Genomic DNA, 21368 nt, shown 5'->3' on the forward strand with positions numbered 1-21368 from the left:
ATTCCTTGATCGGCCCTGTATTCGGGATCGATTCCTACCGACAGACGCGAATCTCGTGCACGGATTTTGGGGTATTCGCAGCACCACAGCCCCGATTCTATATATCGATATGCAATATAATCTGTACGATGTCGGCTTCTCCCACGTAGCGTTCACGACACGTCTCGAGTCCACTACCGTGGAATTCGATCAGAAAAACGTCTACAGGACACGGTTTTGCCCCCGATTCGAGCCCGTTTAATTGGACCCTCGCCTGTCGGATTGGTGGCGAAACCGATGGTTGCCACGTTGTTAGACGACGAATCAAATCGATCCTGCCGCATCCGAACGACACTGATGAACCAGCTGGCGATCACACGAAGTCGGTGATCGTTTCGAACGATTCGGTGGAAATCGCATCGGCTACCTCGTCGGTAGGGAGGTCGTCAGGCACGTGTTGGGGGTACTTGCGGCGGAAGTAGCCCACGATGTTCGCCAGATCACGCCGGAGGAATTCGGCGGCGTTTTCGTGATCCGTTGGAACCGCTTGTGGCCAGTCGAAGATTTTCACCCCTGCCTCGTTGACGAAGACGTTGTACTCGCTCATGTCAGCGTGGACGTACCCATGTGCGTACGCGCAGTCGATTTCGGAGACGAGCAGATCGAGAACCCCGAGCACCTGATCGTCCTCGAGTCGGGTTCGCGAGAGTTCGACGCCGTCCATCTTCTCCATGACGATGGCGTGGCGATTCTGCCCGATCGGCTGTGGGACCGCGACGTCGGGGTAGAGTTCCTCGAGAATGTCGTACTCGCGTTCGGCGGCTTTTCGAGCGGTGTACATCCAGGAGACGTGCTCGTTGTCCGCGGTGTAATCGCGTTCCTTGTGGACTTCCCGGAAGTTCGTATAGCCCTCGCGGTGATACTTCAGGGCCAGCGGCTTGTACGAGCGGACTTCGTAGACGTCGCTTTCCTTGCCGACGCCCAGTGGCGAGCCAAACTCCGTGATCGTGTCCTGTTCGACGAGCGCCCGCAGCGCCAAGGCGTCGTAGCCCTCGAACTGCAGCGTATACCCCTCGTACTGGATCGTCTTCTTCTCGATCAATCCACGTTTGAGACAGCGCTCGAGACGGTAATCGACCTCTTCTTCGGTCAAGTTGGCGAACTTCGGGAGCTTTTCGCGCTGGACCCACTCCGAAAAGCGCATCCCCTGTTCGACTCCCGAGAGGAGATAGAAGTCTTCATCCTCGAGTTCCGGAAGTAATCCGGCGACGTTTCGCACCATAGAGACCGATAGCCGGTCAGTACGTAAAAACGGCGTGACGCGGTCGTCTATCGGACGAGCGCGTACCTCGAGTCGCTGCCGACTCGTGATCGCTCGGCTCGGCCATGTATTTCATACTGCTATACGAAATCTGGCGGCGGTCGGAATCGCTTTCCACATCGTCCCCATCTAGCCGGCTATGACGACGCTTGCCGATCGGGAGTGGCGGCTGATCCGGGACGAGCCCCGTGCAGGCGCGACGCAGATGGCGCTCGAGGAGATCGCTGCGCGGACGGCACTCGAAGACGACCTGCGGACCGTCCGCGTCTACTCGTGGGAGCCAAGCACGCTTTCACTGGGGTATCGACAGGACGCTGACACCGTCGATTGGGACTTTTGCGAGCGGGAAGGGATCGACGTCACGCGCCGCCAGACCGGCGGCGGGGGGATCTACCACGACCGGTATGCCGACATCTCGTATACGATCGTTGCCCCCGCCGACGAGGTGCCGGGCGATCTGATGGACTGTTATGAACTGTTCTGTGAGCCGGTTCTCGAGGCGTTCGACTGGATGGGCGTCGACGCGGCCTTTGCATCGGCCGAACAGGCGTCGATCTATCAGCCGTCGTGTTATCTGCGCGATATCAATCCGGCACACGACATCGTGGCGTCGGCGGCTGCAGGCGAGGACGCCCAGAAAATCAGTGGGAACGCCCAGTACCGCCAGCGCGACGTCGTCATCCAGCATGGGTCGATCAGTTACGACCTCGAGCCCCGAGCCCACGTTGGCGTCTTCGATACCGATCTCGCGGAATCGACCTTTACCGATCGTGTGACGAGCATTCGTGACGAGACGGGAATCGACCGCGACGCAGCGGTTGATGCGGTCGCAGGAGCGCTGGGTGACTGGGCTAACGCCACCGACTCGACGTGGCGCGACGACGAGCTCGCGGCCGCTCGCAAGCTGGCCGACCGGAAGTTTGGCAGCGACGCGTGGGTTCGCGATCGCGAAGTGCTCGAGCCCGGCGAGGGGTGACACAGACCCGCTGTTCGACCCGCTCCGAAGTACCTATCACGGCCCGGTACTGACGGGAATCTATGACGATGAAGGTCGGCGCACACGTTTCGATCTCCGGCTCGCGTGTCTCCTCCGACGAGGAGACGCCGCCGTACGACGACATCCGCAACGCCGTCTGCCGGCAAGTCAACTTCGGCGGGAACTGCGGCCAAATCTTTACGACGTCGCCGCAAGTCTGGGCCCAGCCCGAGATTTCTGACGAGGCCGCCGACGGCTTTCGTGAGGAAAGCGACGCGAAACTCGAGGGACCGTGGGTGATCCACTCCTCGTATCTGGTCAACCTCTGTACGCCAAAGGAGGACCTCCGACGCAAGTCGATGGAGAGTATGCAGGCCGAACTCGACGCCGCCGACAAACTCGGCGTGCCGTACGTCAACGTCCACCTCGGCGCGCACACGGGCGCGGGTGTCGAGGGTGGACTGGATAACGCCGCTGACGTCATCGACGATCTCGAGGTGCCCGACGACGTGCAGATCCTGATCGAATCCGACGCGGGCAGCGGCACGAAACTCGGCGGCGAGTTCGACCATCTTGCGGGAATCATCGACCGCACCGAGACCGATATCGGCATCTGTATCGACACGGCCCACACGCTCGTCGCGGGCAACGACCTCACGACGCCCGAGGCCGTCGACGAGACCATTGGCCGGTTCGACGACGTGGTCGGCCTGGAGTACCTCGAGTACATCCACCTCAACGACTCGAAACACGACGTGGGCACTCACAAGGACGAACACGCTCACATCGGCGAGGGCTATATCGGCGAGGACGGTATGAAGGCGATCGTGAACCATCCTGAGTTGCGGGAGCTGCCCTTCGCGCTCGAGACGCCGACCGAAGACGGTCGCGGCTTCGCGTGGAACATCCAGAAGGTCAAAGAGCTGCGCGACGACGAGTAGGACGGCCGGATCGACTCGTTTTTACTCGAGACGCCGCTAGCGGCTGTCGTGCGCGAGTTCTCCGAAGACTACCTCAGCCGGACCCGTGAGGGGATGTGGGACGATTCTCGCGATGCGCTCGAGCCACTGGATCTCGACTCTCGCGACCGGATTCTGGACGTGGGCTGTGGAACTGGCGAGTTGAGCCGCGTCCTCGCCGCGGAGTCGCCCGGCGAGGTAATCGGCTGTGACGCTGCTCCCGAACTGCTCGCAGCCGCCGCCGAGTACGTCCCCGTCGTCGCCGGCGACGCCTACCAGTTACCGTTTCCTGACGGAGCGTTCGATCTCGTCGTCTGTCAGGCCTTACTGATCAATCTGCCCGAGCCTGCGGCCGCACTGGCTGAGTTCGCCCGCGTCTCGAGAGACCTCGTCGCGGCCGTCGAACCCGACAACGCTGCAGTCGAGGTCCACTCGAGCGTCGACGTCGAAGACGCCCTCGAGCGCCGCGCCCGGCGGGCCTATCTCGACGGTGTCAGTACGGACGTGGCGCTCGGGGCCGACGCCAGTGAGGCGTTCGCCGAGGCCGGTCTCGAGGTGCTCGCAACCCGACGGTACGACCACGTGCGGACGGTCGAACCGCCATACAGCGACGCCGCGTTACGGGCCGCCCGCCGGAAAGCGACCGGCGACGGACTGGCCGACGACCGGACGACGATGCTGTCTGGATCGCTGACCGAACGCGAGTACGACGACCTCCGAAGAGCGTGGCGCGAGATGGGACGGAACGTAATCGAGCAGATGCAGACCCGCGAGTATCGCCGCGAGGAATCGGTGCCGTTTCACGTCACGGTCGGCCGCATCCCCTAACGCAGTGAGAAGCGTCACTATCGTCTTGTGGCTCCCTCATCAAGTCCTCGTATGGCCGCGATCGAACTCGAGGGGTTGACGAAAGAGTACGGCGAGGTCCTCGCCAACGACGACGTCACGTTCGATGTCGAGCGCGGCGAGATCTTCGGCTATCTCGGCCCGAACGGGGCGGGGAAGACGACGACGATTCGGACGCTACTGGGCTTGCTGTCACCGACTGCCGGAACGGCGCGGGTGCTGGGGCAGGTGATCACCGACGAGGGACAGTTGCTCGAGGCCAAGCGCCGACTTGGCTACCTCCCTGACGATCCGGCGTTCGACGAGACGGCAACCGGCCGAGAAGCCCTCGAGTTGCACGCCTCGATCAAAGGCGACGCGCGAAGCGAAGAGTTACTCGAGTTGTTCGATCCGCCACTCGACCGGGAGATCCGGGAGTATTCGCGTGGCAACGTCCAGAAGCTCGGCCTCGTCGCGACGTTCATGCACGATCCCGACCTGGTGATCTTGGACGAACCGACCAGCGGCCTCGACCCGCTGTTACAACAGCGATTTAACGAGTTCGTCCGGGCCGAACGGGACCAGGGACTGACAGTGTTTTTCTCTTCGCACATCTTGAGCGAGGTCCGAAAGCTGTGCGACCGCGTCGGTATCATCCGCGATGGCCGACTCGTTACGGTCGAGCCGGTCGAGTCGTTACTCGATCGAAGCGGCAAGTTCGTTCGCATCCATGCCGCCGAGTCGATCCCGAAACAGGCGTTCGAGATCGACGGCGTTCACGACCTCGAGGCCGACGCTGGCACAGGGCCGAGTGGCGGAACCGAGTACGTCTTTACGTTCACCGGCGACGTCAACGAACTGCTCGAGCGGCTTCGACAGTACCGACTCCTCGATCTGTCGCTCGAGGAAGCGCCGCTCGAGGAGGTCTTCATGCGGTTTTACGATGGCGAGGTGCGTGATAGTGACACCGACAGCGACGGGGCCAATCGCGTAGTTGCCGGGGGCACAGGAGGTGACGACGATGTTTGAGCTGACACGCTACGACGCCCGCCACCGGGTTCGCGGCAGTCTCTACCTCTCGATCGGGCTGTCGCTGCTCGCTGCGATGGTCATCTGGGTGTATCCGTCGTTCAAGACCGAGGTCGATCTGGATCAGCTCATCGCCGCGTATCCGGAGCCGATCGTGCAGGTGATGGGGGTCGAGACGATGGCGAGTCTTGGCGGCTTTCTCTCGTTCGAACTCTACACGTTCGGGTGGATCATCCTGCTTGGTCTCTATCTGGCCTACAGCACCGCGGGGACGATCGCCGACGATGTCGACCGTGGCCGGATGGACGTGCTGTTGTCGCTGCCGATCTCCCGTCGACGACTGCTCGGCGAGCGCTTTGCCGCGATGGCCGTCCCGATCGTCGGGGCGAACGTCGTCCCGCCGATCGTCGTCTACGTCGGCGCACACCTGATCGACGAACCGCTCGCCGCCACGGACGTCCTTGCGGTTCACCTGCTTTCGATTCCCTATCTGTTTGCCTGTGCGGGCATCGGGCTGCTCGCGTCAGTCGGCTTCGATCGGGCGGGAATCGCCCAGCGTGTCGCTCTCGGTGTCACGTTCGCGCTGTTTCTTTCGGAGTCGCTGTTGACCGGCACCGACGCCGACGCGGTCGGTGCGATCGCGCCCATGCGCTACTACGATCCAAACGCGATCTTACTCGAGGGAACGTATAACGTCGCTGACGCGGGAATCCTCGTTGCGATGACCGTCGCCCTCGTCGTCGCTGCCCAGCTGTGGTTCACTCGCGTCGACATCGCGTGACCCCGAGTTCGGGCGGCCGATCACCGGTTACGTGGGTTGGTCGTCCGGGGACAGCGTGTTCTCGATGAGTGTTTTGCTCCCGCGGCGGAACCGCTCCGACGCTGCGTTCGACGAGATATCGAACTGCGTTCCGAGCTCGGCGAGCGAACACGAGCGCGGAATGTCGAGATACCCCTCGTCGACGGCCGCAACGAGGATTTCGTGTTGTCGATCCGTCAGCCCGAATCGCGACTGCGAGCTGTGGTTCGGGGCCCAGTCCTCGTACAGCTGCTTGAGCTCGACGTCGAAGTCACGACCCGTAAAGAACGCATGGTACTGATCGAGCGTCTCTTCGTCCGGGAGCGCAGCGCGAATGTCCCATCCCTTCTCGGTCGCTGTCACATCCTGTAAGATCGCTCCCGTCTCGACCACCGTTGGATAGACGCTCGCGCGACGTCCCTCGGGAGTTAACTCGAGTTGGTAGAGCCGTCGCTCGTCGAATTCGACCACCCGCATCGGCGGCTTGACGGTGGGATCCGCCTCGAGCCCGGCTTCGAACGTACCGAACGCGGGGCCGTCCGCCCAGACGAGCAGTTGCTGTGTCCCGTCTCCAGTGAGATCCGACCGTTCCCACGTGATCTCGATATCGGGTGCGTGTGCGAGCGCCGTTCGTAGAATAGGATAGTCAATCCGGAATGTCGTGAGCAGCATATCAACGATTGGTGCCGATACGAACCCCGTTCCCTTGCCCGTTTTGGTACGGCCCTAATCAATAATCATTATGAATTACATAAAAGCCGTGAATACTTACGCCATATACCTATCCGACACACTAGTCCATTATCGGACAATGTCTAACCGGAATGCGGAGGGGAATCAGGGATCTAACTCGATCGACGCGTGGTTCGACGTTTTGAACCATCCGCGTCGGCGATATCTCTGTCGGTACATGATGCAAACGGATGCGGACATCGTAACACAGGAGGACCTCGTCGAGTTCGTCATCGAGCGTGACTCGAGTGTCGCCGATGAGGTATCCGACCGGCAGGGTGTTTCGATGGAACTGTGCCACGTACACCTGCCAAAACTTGACGACCTCGACCCCGTTGATTACGATCGAAAAGGAGGACGCGTATATATCGATTCTGCGACGCTTGCGGCGCGGCTCGAGGACGCGCGATCGATGATCGAAAACATACTCGAAGAGCGAACCGACTGATACCGACCGCATCAGACGGTCTGCTGTCCCGAGTGTCCGGCACACCCCGTGGCAGGGTGTGGTCGCACCGGCACTGACTGCTAGCAATCCGTCTTAGACGACGTCTCCACGGATCGTCACGCCGTCCTGCCGATCACGCCAGGCATGAAGTTCCCGTGCAGCGTCGGTGGCTTCGTCGGCGTCTAGCCCGAGCATCTCGAGTGCGCGCGACAGCGTCGGCAACGCCAACTCACCGTCGCGGAGTTTTCGGAACGCGTCGTCGCTTCTGGTCCCGTCGGCCCAGAGACAGACCCCACGGGGATCGAGCAACTGCGTGTAGTCCTCACGCAGTTGTGCTCCACGGAGCCGCTGGGTGACGTTGTCCTCGAACGGCGCGTTACAGACCTCGAGGTGGATCGGTTCGTCGTCCTCGAGGAGGTGGGCGGCGAGACATTTCTCGGGGGCGGCGTGGCCGTTGGCGTTGGCCCGGAGATACTGTGGGAACTCGCGAGCCCAGTCGGCCCGGACGGTCTTGCCGACGCCCGCGATGCCATGTGAGTCGCGAAACTGGCTGTCCGGGTCCGCGTCGTCAGCGCTGGCGGTCGCCGGATCGCTGTCGTCGCGCATGAGGATGTCCTTCGTAATGTAGACATCCAGTCGCTCGACGGGATCGAGCCCCAGCGCCACGTCGCCGACAGCCCACACCTCGCGAACGGGGACCGGCAGCCGCTCGTCTTCGACGGTGTCGACCAGTCGCTCGAGGCGGTTGACTGCCATGTCCCGTGCGAATCCACTCATCGTGCGGTGGTGGGCGCTCGAGTCGCAAAACGGTTTCCCGTCTGTCGACATCGTGCCCGAGCGCGGGCTGTCAGTTGCGGCGGGAGCATCGTGTCGTCGTGACTGCGGACAGCCGTTAACCCCAGCGTCGCCTCGCCGACAGTCATCGTGTCACGCATGCAGATTTTTATCGCCGTCCGATGTACGGACCCGTATGCGACACCGGATCTTCAACGACGACGGTGACGAGGACCTCGTCTTCGTTATGGGCTGGGGCAACCGCTGGACCCACGAAAACGTCAGCTGGCTTCTTGGCCAACTGACCGAGGCCGGCTATCGTGTCCACGCGTTCGAACTCCCGACGGACATCGACGACTTCAAAGCCGACTGGCTCGAGCCAGTCGCCGAGTACGTCCGCGACCTCGAGGGCTACCAGTTACTCGGCCACAGCGCGGGTGCGCTTATCGCACAGGCGCTCGATGGCGCGGACAACCATGTCTATCTGAGCCCGTGGTGGGGCTACGGTGATGCGTTCCCGGAACCGGTGCTCGAGGCGGTTTCGCTGGTCCCAACCACGTTCCCGTGTCTACCCGTCACTGAACTGGACCGGGAGGCGATGGGCGAACGGGCGACCGGCCACCAGCTCGCGACGCTGCCCTCGTGGGTTTCGCCGGCGTTCGTCCGGGAAACCCGCCGCGCACAGCGGGAGTTGTTGACGATCGACCACGACGCCGTCGTCTTCTGCTCGCTTCGTGATCCCGTCATCGACCTACGCCCGATCGGCGAGCGTGTCCCCGCCGATCACGTCGTCCTCTACGACGGCGGCCACGAACTGTTCTCCGCCGCGACCCGCGATCGGTACGTCGATCTCGTACTCAGCGCGCTCGAGGAAGGGTCCAACGCCGTCGAGGAACGACCAACAGTGCCAGCCTGACGTCGGCTGTCTGATCGTCGGTACTCCGTTGTCGCCTCGAGACGACGGCACCAGAGTCGGGGAGACGAAACGGACATACGCGTCCGACGGCAACGCTTTCGCGATGGACTGCAACCGGTGTGACGAGGAGGCGATCATGCATGCCGCCTACTCAGGGGCCCACCTCTGTACGGATCACTTCCGTGAATCGGTCGAAAAGCGGGTTCGCCGCCGCGTGCGCCGGGACGATCTCGTCCCACACGATGCGACGCCGGAGAACCCACAGACCTGGGTGATCGGCCTCTCCGGGGGCAAAGACAGCGTCGTCCTCACGAAGATCCTCCACGACACGTTCGCCGAGGATCCTCGCATCGAACTCGTCGGACTGACGATCCACGAGGGGATCGAGGGCTACCGCGACAAGAGCCTCGAGGCCTGTGTGGACCTCACCGAGGACCTTGGCATCCGCCACGAAGTCGTCAGCTACGAGGAGGAGTTCGGCGTCCGGATGGACGACGTCGTCGAGGACGACCCCGAAAACATGGCTGCCTGTGCCTACTGTGGCGTCTTTCGCCGCGATCTCCTCTCGAAATACGCCGACGAACTCGAGGCGGATCTTCTACTGACGGGCCACAATCTCGATGACGAGGCCCAGTCGGCACTGATGAACTTCCTCGAGGGTGATGTCGAACAGATGGCGAAACACTTCGACGCCAGCCTCGGGCCGCTCTCCGAACGGGACGAACAGGACGAGTTCGTCCCGCGTGCGAAGCCGCTACGTGACGTCCCTGAAAAGGAAATAGCGCTCTACGCCCACGTCAACGACCTGCCCGCCCATATTACGGAGTGTCCCCACTCGAGCGAAGCCTACCGTGGCGAAATACAGCAACTCCTCTACGGACTCGAGGAGAACCACCCCGGGACGCGTCACTCGATTCTCTCGGGGTACGAAGAACTGGCGGGCATCCTCTCTGAGGAGTTCAGCGGCGACGACGGGGCCGACCTCCAGGAATGTGCCGAGTGTGGCTCGACGACCACTCGCGAGGTTTGTCGGAAGTGCTCGTTGCTCGAGTCACTCGTCTGACTTGTCAGAGCTACACTGTGCCGTACTGACCTGTCGGATACACTGCCTTCGTCCTCACCCATTCTATAGACAGGATAGCCGGTTCACGTCTGTATACGTCCGTAAACATGGGTCTCGGATAGTATCGAAACGGAGTCTATCGTCGTCCGACTGTCGATGGACCGATGTAGGTGCTGCTGAGACGATTGTATCGAACTTGGTACCTTGTCGCGCAAAAAGTGGATCCGACCGGTGAAACGGAGTCGTCGGTGGCCCGGTGGTGTGTCAGATGCCGCGTGCGGCGGTGGTGTGTCTGATGCCGCGTGTGGGTTACCGGATCACGTCGACGCCGTTCTGTCGCTCGAGTTCGTTGCGACCGCCGTCGCTGTGTGCGCCGCGTCGGGAGCCGCCGTCTTCGATGTGATTGCTCGCGTCGAAGTCCGTATCGCTCACGCCTTCGATGCTCGCACGGGACTTGTCGGCCTGTTTCTGGGTCGTCGGGCCGAGCACCTGTGCGCTCTGGACGCCGGTCATGATCGCCATGACGCGGACCTTGCCCTTGTAGTTGTCCTGAATGCGGGCACCCCAGATGACGTTCGCGCTGGCCTCGAGGCGTTCGGTAATGTTGTCAGCGATGCCCTCGGCCTCTTTGAGTGTGAGGTCGGGGCCGCCGGTGATGTGGACGAGGCCGCCGGACGCGCCGCGGTAGTCGACGTCAAGCAGCGGATGGTTCATCGCGTCCTTGACGACCTCGTCGGTCTTGTTCTTGTCCTGGGTCTCGCCGACGAGCATCACCGCGACGCCACCTTGGTTCATGATGGTGGACATGTCGGCGTAGTCCAGGTTGATCAGCGAGGGCTGGGTGATGGTCTCCGAGATGCCTTTGACGGTCTCGGCGATGATCTGGTCCATCACCGAGAACGCCTTCCCGATCGGCAGGTTCGGGACGTAATCGAGCAGCCGGTTGTTGTCGAGGACGATGATCGAGTCGGCCTGCTCGCGCAGTTTCTCTAAGCCTTCCTCGGCTTTGACCGTGCGGGCGCGCTCGACGTTAAATGGCGTCGAAACCATGCCAACGACGATCGCACCCTGCTCTTTGGCGATCTTCGAGACGACGGGGGCAGCACCCGTGCCGGTGCCACCACCCATTCCAGCGGTCACGAACACGAGGTCTGCGTCGCCGAGAACCTCTTTGACCGTGCTCTGGGCCATCTCGGTCGCGCGCTCGCCCATCGATGGGTCGCCGCCAGCGCCGAGCCCGTTCGTGAGCGACTTGCCGACGAGGATCTTCGTGTCGGCCTCGATCATCTTGAGGTGTTGTTTGTCCGTGTTGATCGCGACCGTGTCGGCACCGTCAACGCCGATGTTGTACAGTCGGTTGATGGTGTTATTACCGGCACCGCCACAACCAACGATCACGATTCGGGGGTCCCCGAACTCGTCACCGTCCATCGAGGCGTCCATCTCCCGGGCCTCTTCTTCTGCGTTCTCTAAGGCGTCTTGGACGATATCCTGCATGGTTACACCTTCGCCCAGTTGCGTTTGCCGGACTGCTCAGTTGGGCCGTCCGCCTGTTCGTTGATCATCTCACGGACGGCCGACCGGATCGCCTCGCTCCGGTTCGGGAACTCGCCCGAGTCGACCAATTGCTCTACTTCCTCGATCTGCTGCTTTGGGATTCGCAGTGTCACACGCTCCATGGTTGTATTCCCCGTTGGGTAAGACGGTGGCGCGCCCCTGTCAGACGCGGCGTGTCTTACGTCCAAACCGCCCGTAGTCGGGCGATTTTCCGCCTTGTCGACGGCTGTAAGACAATCCGTCTTACGCGAATAAGTCGATGTTTGTCTTGGACAATAAAGTTTTCGCTGATCGTGATTTTCAGCGTCTTACACTGATCAGTATTGCGTACTGTCCGACTCGAGGACATCCGCTGCGGGCGTTCGACGCCCGCAACTGGGACAGAACGACCAGTCGGACCGAATCTCGTCGCCACACTCACAGAACAATCGCCGCGACGCTTTTTCGCCGCAATTGGGGCAGTAGACGTGGTCGCCGTCGAGGCGGTCGCCACACTGGCTGCACTGCACATCGTCGTCTCGTGGCTGGGACGCTGTCGGTTCGTATGACTGTGTCGGTCGCTGATCGTCGTCCGCTGTCTCACGCGCCCGGTCGATGTCGACCGCGTCCAGTTTGTCCGACGCGTCTGTCGAACCGTCGAGCGAGATCGAGATGGTGACATCGTGTGGTAATGTCGATCCGCGCGATCGCGTGCCCGCGCGATTAAGTCCAATCTCCCGCAATCGCGCGTCGAGTCGCTCGTCGACGCGATCGCGCACGAGATCGTCGATCGCACCCGCCTGTGTCCGTTCCGTATCGGAGCGTGCGTCGTTGCTCCGAGTCACCTCGTCCTCGAGATATGCGCGAAGCGCCTCCCGCATGGCTTCGCTTTTCGAGGCCTCGAGCGCCTCGAGTTGTGCGACGAGGTCGTCGTCGGCACGGAACGTGATCTTGCTCATCGGTGAATTGCTCTCGTCTTATCACGCCATCTATATCAATCATGGTGCTACTGACGGAAACTGACACGTTCTCACCGTCTCGAATAATAACCCTTATGTGCCCTACGGCGGCTACGTTTGAGTGCGAAGTGCCCGCCCTTAGCTCAGACTGGTAGAGCAGTCGACTGTAGATCGACTTGTCCCCCGTTCAAATCGGGGAGGGCGGACTTCCTTTCTCGTCTATTCGCAGCAGACACCGAAGAGCCTGCCGTCTTGCGATTTCACTCCGCTCGAGACGGCCGAAAATTCTGATTGGAACTTGTTTCAAAACGCGGCCCCGCGCCCTCTGGCGAATTCCATAGCAGAGACGTGGCACGTGGGTCGTCACTCTCCGAACTGCCGTGGCCGTATGACATGGAAGACATCGATCGGCGGACGCCCCGTCGCGTTTGTGAGAGTGACCCACGCTATCTGGTAGTGTTCCCGAACTAACAAGTGCCGTGTGAACTCCCCCGACCTACTCGCCGCCGTTGGCGGTTCCGTGAGGGCGGGGGCTTGGCACCCTCATCGCTATACCGCGATCACCTACTGACCGCAAGCTCGTTGCCGTCCACGAGGGAAGACAGCTTGACGAGAGGGGTGTGTGAATACGTCGGCTCGTCGGCGGCAGGTTGGCCTATCGTGTTATACATTCGTCATATGATAGCTTTATACCAGTGCTTGGCGTGTATTCCTGCGATCATGGCAACAGCAAAAGTCCACCAGATTCAGGTTTCTGACATGATGTGCAACGGTTGTGAAGACACGATACAGCACGAACTGCGTCACGCCGACGGTGTCACGCGTGTCAGCGCAAACCACATCGAAGGAACAGTCGAAATTGAGGGTGACGATACTCTCGACCTCCCGAAACTCACCGACACAATCAACGACCTCGGGTTCACTGCTACGTAATCGCACACAGTCACTCTCGTTTTTTCGGTCGGTGCTGTGATACGAACTCCTATCAGTCAGCTCCGGTGGGACCGCAACCCGCACTGCGGTCCCGTCGGGACATCGGGACAGCAGACCGTATGACAGGAGTTCGTATCAGGCCGTCTGGCGGTGGCCGGTTCACTGGCGGTAAATAGGAGTCGCAGTTGACGTCCGCACCCCGCTCTGAACGCACGGCGCGAGCACGATTCGGGTGCGTAAATCGATCACAATTCCGTGACTTACTATCGTGCCAATCTGTACGTGCCCGTTTCAGCCGCCGGCCAGCCGACAAGCCGTCCCTACCGCTCGGCTGTCGCTCGAGCCCCGTGACAGCCACACGATTGGCCCGACAGTCGTTGAACGCCGTCTATTGTGTCCGGTTGTCCGTCTGCAACCGCGAGTAACAGCCGTCTTGTGTGGGTAAACCGGGTCGAAACAATGAGTCGGTGTGTCGTTGGCCCGTTGTGAGACCCCGTGAGGATGTTCAACCAATCAGCGCAGGATTCGCGGTCGTCGGCAATCGAAGCGGACAGCCTCGAATCGACGACGGCCGTTCGCCTCGAGGGTGTCACCCACCAGTACGGATCGGGTGGCGGTCGACTTCGCTCGAGCGATGAGCGAACGGTGACCGCACTCCGGGACGTGTCGTTCGACGTGCCGATGGGGTCCATCCTCGGGCTCGAGGGACCAAGCGGGAGTGGGAAATCGACGATACTACACGCGGTCGCCGGGCTGCTGGTCCCGACTGATGGCAACGTACTGCTGTGCGGGACCGATCTCACGGCGCTGTCCGACGCGGAGCGAACTCGGATGCGGCGGCGTCACATCGGGATCGTTTTCCAGCGGTTTCATCTCCTGCCGGCGCTGTCGGCCCGCGCGAACGTCGCGTTGCCGCTCGTGCAGGCGGGTATCTCACGATCCGATCGGCGAGCGCGTGCGACGGCGCTGCTCGAGGCAGTCGGACTGGGCGATCGTAGTACGCACTTGCCCGGCGAACTCAGCGGCGGTGAGCGCCAGCGCGTCGCGATCGCGCGGGCGCTGTCGACGGATCCGGACGTGATAGTTGCCGACGAGCCGACTGGCGAACTCGACACGGCGACCGGGATGGACGTCCTCGAACTGTTGACTGATATCGGCCGCGATCGGGCGGTGTTGGTCGCTTCACACGACGCGACCACGCTGTCGGTTGCCGATCGCGTCATTACGCTTTGTGACGGTCGGGTGGACGATGTCCGATGAGCCCGACGACCTGCCCGACGGCCTCGAGACGCGGCGACGCAGGCGGTGGACTGGACTGTTCTCCCTGACGGTCTCGCGGTGGTGGCAGCGAGCGACGGGGACGACGGCGGGTCGGATCGTCTCGACTGTCGCCGCCGTCGCGCTGACGATCGCATTCCTGTTAGTCGTGACGGGGATCGCGCTGTCGCTGGCCGACGGCGGCGTGACGACGACGGACGACGCGACCGTCCACATCACGCCGGAAGCACAGCAGACGTTATCGTCCGTCGACGGGGTCGAGGGGCCGCGGCTCGGGACGACCAACGAGCGAGCCAGCACGATCCGCGCACACGACGGCGTCGCACACGCCTCGCCGGTGCTAATCGAGGCGGGCCGCCTCGAGGCAGGCGGCGACCCACAGACCGTTCAACTCGTCGGTGTCGTTCCGGACGACGAGTCGCGAACCGTTGCGGGGGTGCCGACAGATGCCCTCGAGGAAGGTGATCCCCACTATGCCAACGGCTCGTATGACGGCCCACGAACGGGCGAGATCGTGCTCTCTCGCACCGCTGCTGACCGGCTCGGTGCCTCCGCTGGTGACGACCTGACCGTCTCGACCTCACCGAGACGCACGACCAACTTTTCAGTGACTGCGGTCTCCGAAACCGACGGCGGCGACGTCGGTGCGCCGGTCGCGCTCGTCCACGCCAGCGAACTGCAGTCGTTGTCCGGGGCCGCCGACGGCGAACTCGCCGACCGGATGGTGATCTGGGGCGAACCCGACGCCTCGCGGTCGGCCGCTGCCGACGCGTACCCGGACGCGTCGGTCACGGTCACCGACACGGCCGATCCCACCGCACTGTTCGATGACGGGCTGGCGTTTGCAACCAGCGTGATCGCGCTGGTGGTCGGCGTGACGATCTGTGCGTCGTTCGTCGCGACGACGATGGGGATGACCGTTGACGAGGACCGGCGTACCCTCGCCGTCCTCGAGTCGGTCGGCGTCCCCGCGCGGGGCCGACTCGCCGTAATCGCGATTTCGACGGGGATCACGACGCTCGTCGGGTCGGTCGTGGGCGTCGGGCTCGGCGCGGCGGGGATCGCTGTCGTCAACGCGGTCGCCAGCGCGACCGTCGCGCCGGGGGCGGTCGCACAGTTCCATCCGCTGTTCGTCCCCTACGGGATCGCCGTTGCCGTGCTGGCTGGCATCGTTGCCGTCCCCTACCCGCTTGCGGTGGCCGCACGAACGTCCGTGCTGGCGGAGGTGGGCCGATGAACGTGGGGCGTGCAGTCGTTCGGCTGCGAGCCGTCATCGGGCTTGCACTCGCACAGCTTCGGCGCTCGCCCGGACGGACCGCGTTGACCGTGCTCGCGGTCACGCTGGCGGTACTCTCGGTGACGGTGCTTGCGAGCCTGGGTGTGGGCGTCGTCGAGAAAGGTGAACAGGGCCTGGACAACGCCGATCGAGATATCTGGGTCTCGCGATCCCCCGTCGATCCAGCAGCCAGCGGAACGGAGAACCCAATCGTCGGCGCACACGGCGTCGCGGCCGACCTCACCGCACGAGATGACATCTCCTCTGCCTCTCCGATCGCGATGTACGATGTCTACGTCGGCTCGAGTCCGTCCGACCTCGAGCGTCGGCCCGCGGTCGGCGTCCCGGAGACCCACGACAGATTTGACTTCCAGGCCGGGCACGGATTCGATCTCACAGAGGGGGCTGCTACCACTCCGCCGCCCGACGATCCCCAGCGTCGCGAACTCGTGCTCGATCCGCGGGTCGCCGACGCGCTCGGCGTCGGCGTCGGCGACACGGTCTACATCGGAACGAGCCGACAGACTGCGACAGCAAACGAGTTCACTGTCATCGGCATCTCCGACTACTACTCGCAGTATATGGGCTCGCCGACGCTGACGGTCCCGCTTGGCGATCTGCAGGCCGTCGCCGGGACGTCGGGTACCGACCGGGCGACGTTCGTCACCGCCGACGTGGCCGACGACGCCGATCACGACGCCGTCGCGGCCGATATCGGCGAGCAGTATCCCGAGTACGACGTTCGGACCAGCGACAGCCAGGTACAGTCGATGCTCGGGGAACGCACGGCCGTACTCGCAAGCGGCGCGACGCTAGTTGGCTTGGCCGTCCTCGGTGGCATCGTCCTGACCGCGAATCTGTTCGCGCTCGTGGCCCACCAGCAACGCGCGGAACTCGCGGCGTTGCGGGCAGTCGGCCTCTCGCGTGGCCTGCTCGCCGGCACGATCGGCACACAGGGGCTCGTTATCGGCCTGCTCGGTGGCGTCCTTGCCGTCGCGGCGACGCCACCTGCTGTGATCGGCTTGAACCGGTTCTCGGCGTCGGTGTTCGGGTTCGAGCGTCTCCTGCGGACACCACCCGAAATCTACGCCGGCGGGTTCGCGCTCGCGCTCGTCGCCGGCACCATCGTCGCGCTCGTCGCCGGCTGGCGGGCCGGCCGCTACGCTCAGATCGATCATCTCGAGGCCTGACACGGTCTGCTGTAACGATTTACCGGTGCAACCGCAGTGCGGGTTGCGGTTGCACCGGAAATGACCGACAGTAGTCCGTATGAAACCGCGCCTACGGTCGCGTGGCGACAGCCGAGCGTGCCTCGAGTTCACCGGAAACGTGGTACTTATCCGCCGGTCGTCCCTACCGTGGCTCCATGACTGACGGGGACGTCGCGGCGTTTACCCACCTCGGAGCGACGGTTCGCGGGGCGCTCTCCGAACGCGGCTTCTCGCAGCCGACGGCACCACAGCGGCTTGCGATCCCGCCGCTTGCGGCCGGCGAGAACACGCTCGTGATCGCACCCACCGGGAGCGGCAAAACCGAGACGGCGATGTTACCCGTCTTCGATCATCTGGTCGCCGACGACGGCCCGCCCGAGGGCTTCGGCGCGCTCTATATTACGCCGCTGCGAGCGCTCAACCGCGACATGCGCGAACGTCTCGAGTGGTGGGGCGACTACCTCGATCTCGCTGTCGACGTTCGCCACGGCGATACGACCCAGTACCAGCGGGGCAAACAGGCAGAGAACCCGCCGGACGTGCTGATCACGACTCCCGAGACCGTTCAGGCGATGCTTACCGGCGAGCGCCTGCGCGAAGCCCTGGCGGACGTCTCTCACGTCGTGATCGACGAGGTCCACGAACTCGCCGCCTCGAAACGAGGGGCACAGCTGTCGATCGCCCTCGAGCGGCTTCGGGACCTCGCGGGCCCGTTCCAGCGGATCGGGCTTTCGGCGACCGTCGGCGACCCTGACGAGGTCGGCCAGTTTCTGACCGGCGGCCGCCCCTGCGAGATTCGGGCGATCGACGTGGGGAGTAATGTCGACGTAACGGTTCGTGAGCCCGAGATTACCGACGAAGACGAGCGGTTAGCGGGGGAGCTCATGACCGAACCCGATACGGCCAGTCACGTCCGGTTGATCCGCGATCTCGTCGCCGACCACGAATCGACGTTGATCTTCGTCAACACCCGCCAGACTGCGGAGGCGCTCGGCTCGCGATTCAAAGAACTCGAGTTGCCGATCGGCGTCCACCACGGCTCGCTCTCGAAGGAGGCGCGGATCGACGTCGAGGACCGGTTCAAAGCCGGCGAGCTCGACGGCCTGTTGTGTACGTCCTCGATGGAACTGGGCATCGACGTTGGCCAGGTCGACCACGTGGTCCAGTACAAGAGTCCCCGGCAGGTCACGCGGCTCCTCCAGCGGATCGGGCGGGCGGGCCACCGCCAAGATGCGGTCTCGAGCGGGACGATCGTCACGACCCGGCCCGACGACACGCTCGAGGCACTGGCGATCGCCCGCCGAGCCCGCGACGGCGAGGTCGAACCAGCGGCGATCCACGAGGGGAGTCTGGACGTCGTGGCGAATCAGTTGCCCGCGATCGTCCAGAGCCGCGGCGATACGCCGGTCGATGAAGCCGTCCAGACCATCACGCGGGCGCATCCGTTTCGGACGGTTCCCGAGGAGACGATTCGCGAGATCGTCTCCGAGTTGGACCGCAACCGGATCATCTGGTTCGACGAGGGCGAGGACCGCATCGAGACCACCGGCGGCACCTGGCAGTACGTCTACGCTAATCTCTCGATGATCCCCGACGAGGAGACCTACGAGGTCCACGACATCGCCTCTGGCGGCCAGATCGGGACCTTAGACGAGCGGTTCGTCGTCAACTTCGCCCAGCCGGGCGAGGTGTTCATTCAGCGCGGCGAGATGTGGCGGATCGCCGAGATCGACGACGAGGAGGCCCGGGTCAAGGTCAGCCCGATCGAAGACCCCGCCGGCGAGGTGCCCTCGTGGATCGGCCAGGAGATCCCCGTCCCCGCCGCGGTCGCCGGCGAGGTCGGCGAGCTCCGGGCCGTCGCCGAGCCACAACTTCAGTCGGGAGCCGACGCCGCCGCGGTCGGCCGCGAACTCGCTCATCGGTACCCGAGCGACGAGTACACGCTCACCGAGGCCTGCACGCAACTCGAGCGCCAGGTCGACGCCGACGCGCCGATGCCGACGGCCGATCGGCTCGTTCTCGAGCGCCAAGGGCGGACGATCGTGCTCAACGCGCCCTTCGGCCACATGGCAAACGAGACGCTCGGCCGGCTGCTCTCCGCACTGTTAGGTCAGCAAGCCGGTTCGTCGGTCGGCCTCGAGACCGATCCCTACCGAATCGAACTCGAGGTGCCGACATCGATCGCGACCAGTGACGTACTCGCTGTGTTAGAGGAGACCGCCCCCGACCACGTCGAGGCGATCGTCGAACTCGGGCTCAAACGCTCTGACGCGCTCGCCTTCCGGCTCGCACAGGTCTCAGCGAAGTTCGGTGCGCTCAAACGCTGGCAGAACAGGGGGTCGGGACGTCTCTCCAACGATCGGTTGCTGGCAGCGCTCGAGGACACCCCGATGTACGAGGAGGCGATTCGGGAGGTGTTCCACGAAGATCTGGACGTCGACCGCGCGAGTGCAATACTCGAGCAGATTCAGTCGGGCGCGCTCGCGGTGGTGACCCACCGTGGGCGTACGCCGGTCGGACAGGGTGGTCGCTCGTCGGGTGGCAAGGAACTGCTCGCACCCGAAAACGCCGATGCAAGCGTCATCGAGACGGTCAAAGAGCGGATCCGGAACGATCGCGTCATCCTGCTGTGTACCCACTGCACGGAGTGGAAGGTAAAGACGAAGGTCAAGCGAGTCGCCGACCAGCCCGAATGTCCCGCGTGTGGCTCGACCCGGATCGCGTCGCTGAACCCGTGGGCCGACGAGGTCGTCCAGGCAGTTCGAGCGCAGGAGAAAGACGACGAGCAACGGAAAATGACCGAACGCGCGTTTCGGGCCGCGAGTCTCGTCCAGAGCCACGGCAAGCAGGCCGTGATCGCGATGGCTGCCCGCGGCGTCGGCCCACACAACGCCGCTCAGATCATCAACAAGCTGCGCGAGGACGAGGCCGAGTTCTACCGCGATATCCTCTCGAAAGAACGGGAGTACGCCCGAACCCAGTCGTTCTGGGAGTGACCGCTCATTGGATGACAAACGAGTCTTCCATCTCCGCGGGCGTGATCACCTCGAGCTCGCCAGCGGACTCTAACTCGTTTAAGTGGCTGACCGTCTCACGGAGCACCGACTGGGAACTCCCGTCGAGACGGGTGAAGGTGAGCGACGTGATGCCGCCTAGCTGGGCGGTGAGATCGAGCGCCGTCCGCGCCTCCTCGGCACTGAGACCGGTCATCCGCGAGCACAGCTGTGGATTCATCGCGGCACCTTGCGATGGGTAGCGCCCGGCGAACGCGAGGCTGTGGTGTTCCGAGACGGCCTCGAGGACCGCCCCGTTGTACTGACCGACTGGATAGGAGAAGTAGCGTGCACCGTCCTCGTAGCCGTTGTCCTCGAGCCACGCTTTCGCGTCGCTGACCTCCGTTGCCGGGTCGCGTCCCGAGAGGGTGGTGAGATTCTGGCCGTGCATCGAATGGCTCCCGATCGTCCAGCCGGCGTCGGACAGCTCCGCGAGCTGGTCAGTACGGAGATGTTCGCCCGTCGCGCTTTCGTCCTCGCGAACCCGACTTGGGACGATAAACGCCACCCCCGGATAGTCGTACTCGTCGAGGATCGGAAACGCTCGCGTGTAGGTGGACTCATGGCCGCCATCGAAATGGAGCATGACTTTGCCGACATCCGGTGTGGGGGCAAACCGGAGGTCGTCGACCCAGACCGATCCCTTGTCGTCGTCGGCAGTCCAGCGGATGATCTGGACCTGGGTAATCGCGCTCAGATCGGGCTCGCCGTCGACGGTGTCGACGCCGAAATTATTGTGGACGAGCGGCGTGTCGCTGTGCATTCGCTGCCTGAAGACCATCCGATTCTCGTCCTCGTCGAGCAACTGGATGACCATGTCGGCCTCGTGTTCCGTGGCCATCGCCATGGTCGGCCGCACGCCCGTGAAATCCCGTGGTTCGTCCAGTTCTCGGACGATCCGGAACTGGTTGTCAGACCCTGACTCGAGCCGTGCGGACTGCGAGCCGGTGTACGCACGCTCTTGATCGGCCGTGAGCGTACCAAGTGGCACGTCCCACGCGTCCACGTTTTCGAAGTCGTCGAACAGCCGGGCCGTTGGCTGATCAGAGTCGGGGCTGTCGTCCGATTCTTCGGACGTCGAACAGCCGGCGAGGGCGGCGACGAGAGCGGCGCTGAGATATGTTCGTCGTTTCATTGCTGGCGACCGCTTGCGCCACGGTGCGGTATATTGTTATTCTCGGTTGTCAACAGCACGCTATATATCATAGCGTCGGGAAAACCCGGCTCACATCGCATGCACGCCGAGAACGCATCGACTTCCATGATCGGTCGCCGCTGTTCCACATAGTCCTCGAATACAC

The 21368-nt window shown here is 63.2% G+C and carries 20 protein-coding genes and 1 tRNA gene; 14 read left to right on the top strand and 7 right to left on the bottom strand.

Features of this window, described 5'->3' with window-relative positions; translation table 11 throughout:
• Nucleotides 1–352: 352 nt before the first annotated feature.
• Nucleotides 353–1261: a serine/threonine-protein kinase RIO2 gene (locus C476_RS07220; protein ID WP_008011396.1), complete on the bottom strand. Its 909-nt coding sequence runs from the start codon at nt 1259–1261 to the stop codon at nt 353–355.
• 178 nt (nt 1262–1439) lie between these two features.
• On the opposite strand from C476_RS07220, the gene C476_RS07225 reads away from it, so the two are divergent.
• The 5 genes from C476_RS07225 (at nt 1440) to C476_RS07245 (ending at nt 5870) form a co-directional block, all read left to right on the top strand.
• On the top strand, nt 1440–2276 hold the full coding sequence (locus C476_RS07225) for a lipoate--protein ligase family protein (RefSeq protein ID WP_008011398.1): 837 nt from the start codon (nt 1440–1442) through the stop codon (nt 2274–2276).
• Nucleotides 2277–2344: 68 nt separating this feature from the next.
• Nucleotides 2345–3217 (top strand): deoxyribonuclease IV, encoded by an 873-nt coding sequence (locus C476_RS07230; RefSeq protein ID WP_008011400.1) that lies wholly within the window; start codon nt 2345–2347, stop codon nt 3215–3217.
• Between the two features lie 48 nt (nt 3218–3265).
• Nucleotides 3266–4063, top strand: coding sequence for a class I SAM-dependent methyltransferase (locus tag C476_RS07235; RefSeq protein WP_008011402.1), 798 nt, complete (start codon nt 3266–3268; stop codon nt 4061–4063).
• 51 nt (nt 4064–4114) lie between these two features.
• The gene (locus C476_RS07240; protein ID WP_008011404.1) at nt 4115–5089 is read left to right on the top strand and encodes an ABC transporter ATP-binding protein; all 975 of its coding nucleotides are present in this window, start codon (nt 4115–4117) and stop codon (nt 5087–5089) included.
• The gene (locus C476_RS07245) at nt 5082–5870 is read left to right on the top strand and encodes an ABC transporter permease (RefSeq protein ID WP_008011407.1); all 789 of its coding nucleotides are present in this window, start codon (nt 5082–5084) and stop codon (nt 5868–5870) included. Before C476_RS07240 ends, C476_RS07245 begins: the two co-directional genes overlap by 8 nt.
• Nucleotides 5871–5897: 27 nt before the next feature.
• Here C476_RS07245 and C476_RS07250 read toward each other — a convergent pair whose 3' ends face one another.
• Nucleotides 5898–6560 carry a helix-turn-helix domain-containing protein gene (locus tag C476_RS07250; RefSeq protein WP_008011409.1) on the bottom strand — a complete coding sequence of 221 codons (663 nt, stop codon included), beginning with the start codon at nt 6558–6560 and terminating at the stop codon, nt 5898–5900.
• 139 nt (nt 6561–6699) lie between these two features.
• On the opposite strand from C476_RS07250, the gene C476_RS07255 reads away from it, so the two are divergent.
• The gene (locus C476_RS07255; protein WP_049911645.1) at nt 6700–7068 is read left to right on the top strand and encodes a DUF7344 domain-containing protein; all 369 of its coding nucleotides are present in this window, start codon (nt 6700–6702) and stop codon (nt 7066–7068) included.
• A 93-nt stretch (nt 7069–7161) separates the two neighbouring features.
• Here the strand turns inward: C476_RS07255 and C476_RS07260 are convergent, their stop codons facing one another.
• Nucleotides 7162–7845, bottom strand: coding sequence for a DUF7095 family protein (locus tag C476_RS07260; RefSeq protein WP_008011413.1), 684 nt, complete (start codon nt 7843–7845; stop codon nt 7162–7164).
• Between the two features lie 193 nt (nt 7846–8038).
• On the opposite strand from C476_RS07260, the gene C476_RS07265 reads away from it, so the two are divergent.
• Nucleotides 8039–8758: an alpha/beta fold hydrolase gene (locus tag C476_RS07265; RefSeq protein WP_008011415.1), complete on the top strand. Its 720-nt coding sequence runs from the start codon at nt 8039–8041 to the stop codon at nt 8756–8758.
• A gap of 103 nt (nt 8759–8861) precedes the next feature.
• Nucleotides 8862–9821 (top strand): tRNA 2-thiolation protein NcsA, encoded by a 960-nt coding sequence (gene ncsA, locus C476_RS07270; RefSeq protein ID WP_008011417.1) that lies wholly within the window; start codon nt 8862–8864, stop codon nt 9819–9821.
• 309 nt (nt 9822–10130) lie between these two features.
• Here the strand turns inward: ncsA and ftsZ are convergent, their stop codons facing one another.
• The 3 genes from ftsZ to C476_RS07285 all read right to left on the bottom strand — a co-directional run bounded on the left by ftsZ (nt 10131) and on the right by C476_RS07285 (nt 12316).
• Nucleotides 10131–11318: a cell division protein FtsZ gene (ftsZ, locus tag C476_RS07275; protein WP_008011420.1), complete on the bottom strand. Its 1188-nt coding sequence runs from the start codon at nt 11316–11318 to the stop codon at nt 10131–10133.
• 2 nt (nt 11319–11320) lie between these two features.
• Complete coding sequence (locus C476_RS07280) at nt 11321–11500, bottom strand: ribbon-helix-helix domain-containing protein (RefSeq protein ID WP_008011422.1); 180 nt, start codon at nt 11498–11500, stop codon at nt 11321–11323.
• Between the two features lie 195 nt (nt 11501–11695).
• Nucleotides 11696–12316: a double zinc ribbon domain-containing protein gene (locus C476_RS07285; RefSeq protein WP_008011423.1), complete on the bottom strand. Its 621-nt coding sequence runs from the start codon at nt 12314–12316 to the stop codon at nt 11696–11698.
• A gap of 132 nt (nt 12317–12448) precedes the next feature.
• Here C476_RS07285 and C476_RS07290 point away from each other — a divergent pair.
• The 6 genes from C476_RS07290 to C476_RS07315 all read left to right on the top strand — a co-directional run bounded on the left by C476_RS07290 (nt 12449) and on the right by C476_RS07315 (nt 20010).
• Nucleotides 12449–12522, top strand: a tRNA-Tyr gene (locus C476_RS07290).
• A gap of 514 nt (nt 12523–13036) precedes the next feature.
• A complete protein-coding gene (locus C476_RS07295) occupies nt 13037–13249 on the top strand; it encodes a heavy-metal-associated domain-containing protein (RefSeq protein WP_008011425.1) in 213 nt (70 codons plus the stop codon).
• Nucleotides 13250–13750: 501 nt separating this feature from the next.
• Nucleotides 13751–14509 (top strand): ABC transporter ATP-binding protein, encoded by a 759-nt coding sequence (locus tag C476_RS07300; RefSeq protein ID WP_008011430.1) that lies wholly within the window; start codon nt 13751–13753, stop codon nt 14507–14509.
• On the top strand, nt 14499–15764 hold the full coding sequence (locus C476_RS07305; RefSeq protein ID WP_049911646.1) for an ABC transporter permease: 1266 nt from the start codon (nt 14499–14501) through the stop codon (nt 15762–15764). The genes C476_RS07300 and C476_RS07305 overlap by 11 nt, the downstream gene beginning before the upstream one ends.
• The gene (locus C476_RS07310) at nt 15761–16993 is read left to right on the top strand and encodes an ABC transporter permease (RefSeq protein ID WP_008011434.1); all 1233 of its coding nucleotides are present in this window, start codon (nt 15761–15763) and stop codon (nt 16991–16993) included. The genes C476_RS07305 and C476_RS07310 overlap by 4 nt, the downstream gene beginning before the upstream one ends.
• A 176-nt stretch (nt 16994–17169) precedes the next feature.
• Nucleotides 17170–20010, top strand: coding sequence for a DEAD/DEAH box helicase (locus C476_RS07315; protein WP_008011436.1), 2841 nt, complete (start codon nt 17170–17172; stop codon nt 20008–20010).
• A 4-nt stretch (nt 20011–20014) separates the two neighbouring features.
• Here the strand turns inward: C476_RS07315 and C476_RS07320 are convergent, their stop codons facing one another.
• Nucleotides 20015–21202 (bottom strand): polysaccharide deacetylase family protein, encoded by a 1188-nt coding sequence (locus C476_RS07320; protein WP_008011438.1) that lies wholly within the window; start codon nt 21200–21202, stop codon nt 20015–20017.
• Nucleotides 21203–21368: the final 166 nt, after the last annotated feature.

Origin of the sequence: Natrinema limicola JCM 13563, assembly GCF_000337475.1 — an archaeon.
Lineage (GTDB): Archaea > Halobacteriota > Halobacteria > Halobacteriales > Natrialbaceae > Natrinema > Natrinema limicola.

Coding starts and splice junctions, on each gene's coding strand:
- C476_RS07295 (WP_008011425.1), top strand. CDS start 13,037: ATGGCAACAGCAAAAGTCCACCAGATTCAGGTTTCTGACATGATGTGC.
- C476_RS07285 (WP_008011423.1), bottom strand. CDS start 12,316: ATGAGCAAGATCACGTTCCGTGCCGACGACGACCTCGTCGCACAACTC.
- C476_RS07280 (WP_008011422.1), bottom strand. CDS start 11,500: ATGGAGCGTGTGACACTGCGAATCCCAAAGCAGCAGATCGAGGAAGTA.
- C476_RS07300 (WP_008011430.1), top strand. CDS start 13,751: ATGTTCAACCAATCAGCGCAGGATTCGCGGTCGTCGGCAATCGAAGCG.
- C476_RS07250 (WP_008011409.1), bottom strand. CDS start 6,560: ATGCTGCTCACGACATTCCGGATTGACTATCCTATTCTACGAACGGCG.
- C476_RS07220 (WP_008011396.1), bottom strand. CDS start 1,261: ATGGTGCGAAACGTCGCCGGATTACTTCCGGAACTCGAGGATGAAGAC.
- C476_RS07255 (WP_049911645.1), top strand. CDS start 6,700: ATGTCTAACCGGAATGCGGAGGGGAATCAGGGATCTAACTCGATCGAC.
- C476_RS07260 (WP_008011413.1), bottom strand. CDS start 7,845: ATGAGTGGATTCGCACGGGACATGGCAGTCAACCGCCTCGAGCGACTG.
- ncsA (WP_008011417.1), top strand. CDS start 8,862: ATGGACTGCAACCGGTGTGACGAGGAGGCGATCATGCATGCCGCCTAC.
- C476_RS07230 (WP_008011400.1), top strand. CDS start 2,345: ATGAAGGTCGGCGCACACGTTTCGATCTCCGGCTCGCGTGTCTCCTCC.
- C476_RS07245 (WP_008011407.1), top strand. CDS start 5,082: ATGTTTGAGCTGACACGCTACGACGCCCGCCACCGGGTTCGCGGCAGT.
- C476_RS07315 (WP_008011436.1), top strand. CDS start 17,170: ATGACTGACGGGGACGTCGCGGCGTTTACCCACCTCGGAGCGACGGTT.
- C476_RS07240 (WP_008011404.1), top strand. CDS start 4,115: ATGGCCGCGATCGAACTCGAGGGGTTGACGAAAGAGTACGGCGAGGTC.
- C476_RS07305 (WP_049911646.1), top strand. CDS start 14,499: ATGTCCGATGAGCCCGACGACCTGCCCGACGGCCTCGAGACGCGGCGA.
- ftsZ (WP_008011420.1), bottom strand. CDS start 11,318: ATGCAGGATATCGTCCAAGACGCCTTAGAGAACGCAGAAGAAGAGGCC.
- C476_RS07225 (WP_008011398.1), top strand. CDS start 1,440: ATGACGACGCTTGCCGATCGGGAGTGGCGGCTGATCCGGGACGAGCCC.
- C476_RS07310 (WP_008011434.1), top strand. CDS start 15,761: ATGAACGTGGGGCGTGCAGTCGTTCGGCTGCGAGCCGTCATCGGGCTT.
- C476_RS07320 (WP_008011438.1), bottom strand. CDS start 21,202: ATGAAACGACGAACATATCTCAGCGCCGCTCTCGTCGCCGCCCTCGCC.
- C476_RS07265 (WP_008011415.1), top strand. CDS start 8,039: ATGCGACACCGGATCTTCAACGACGACGGTGACGAGGACCTCGTCTTC.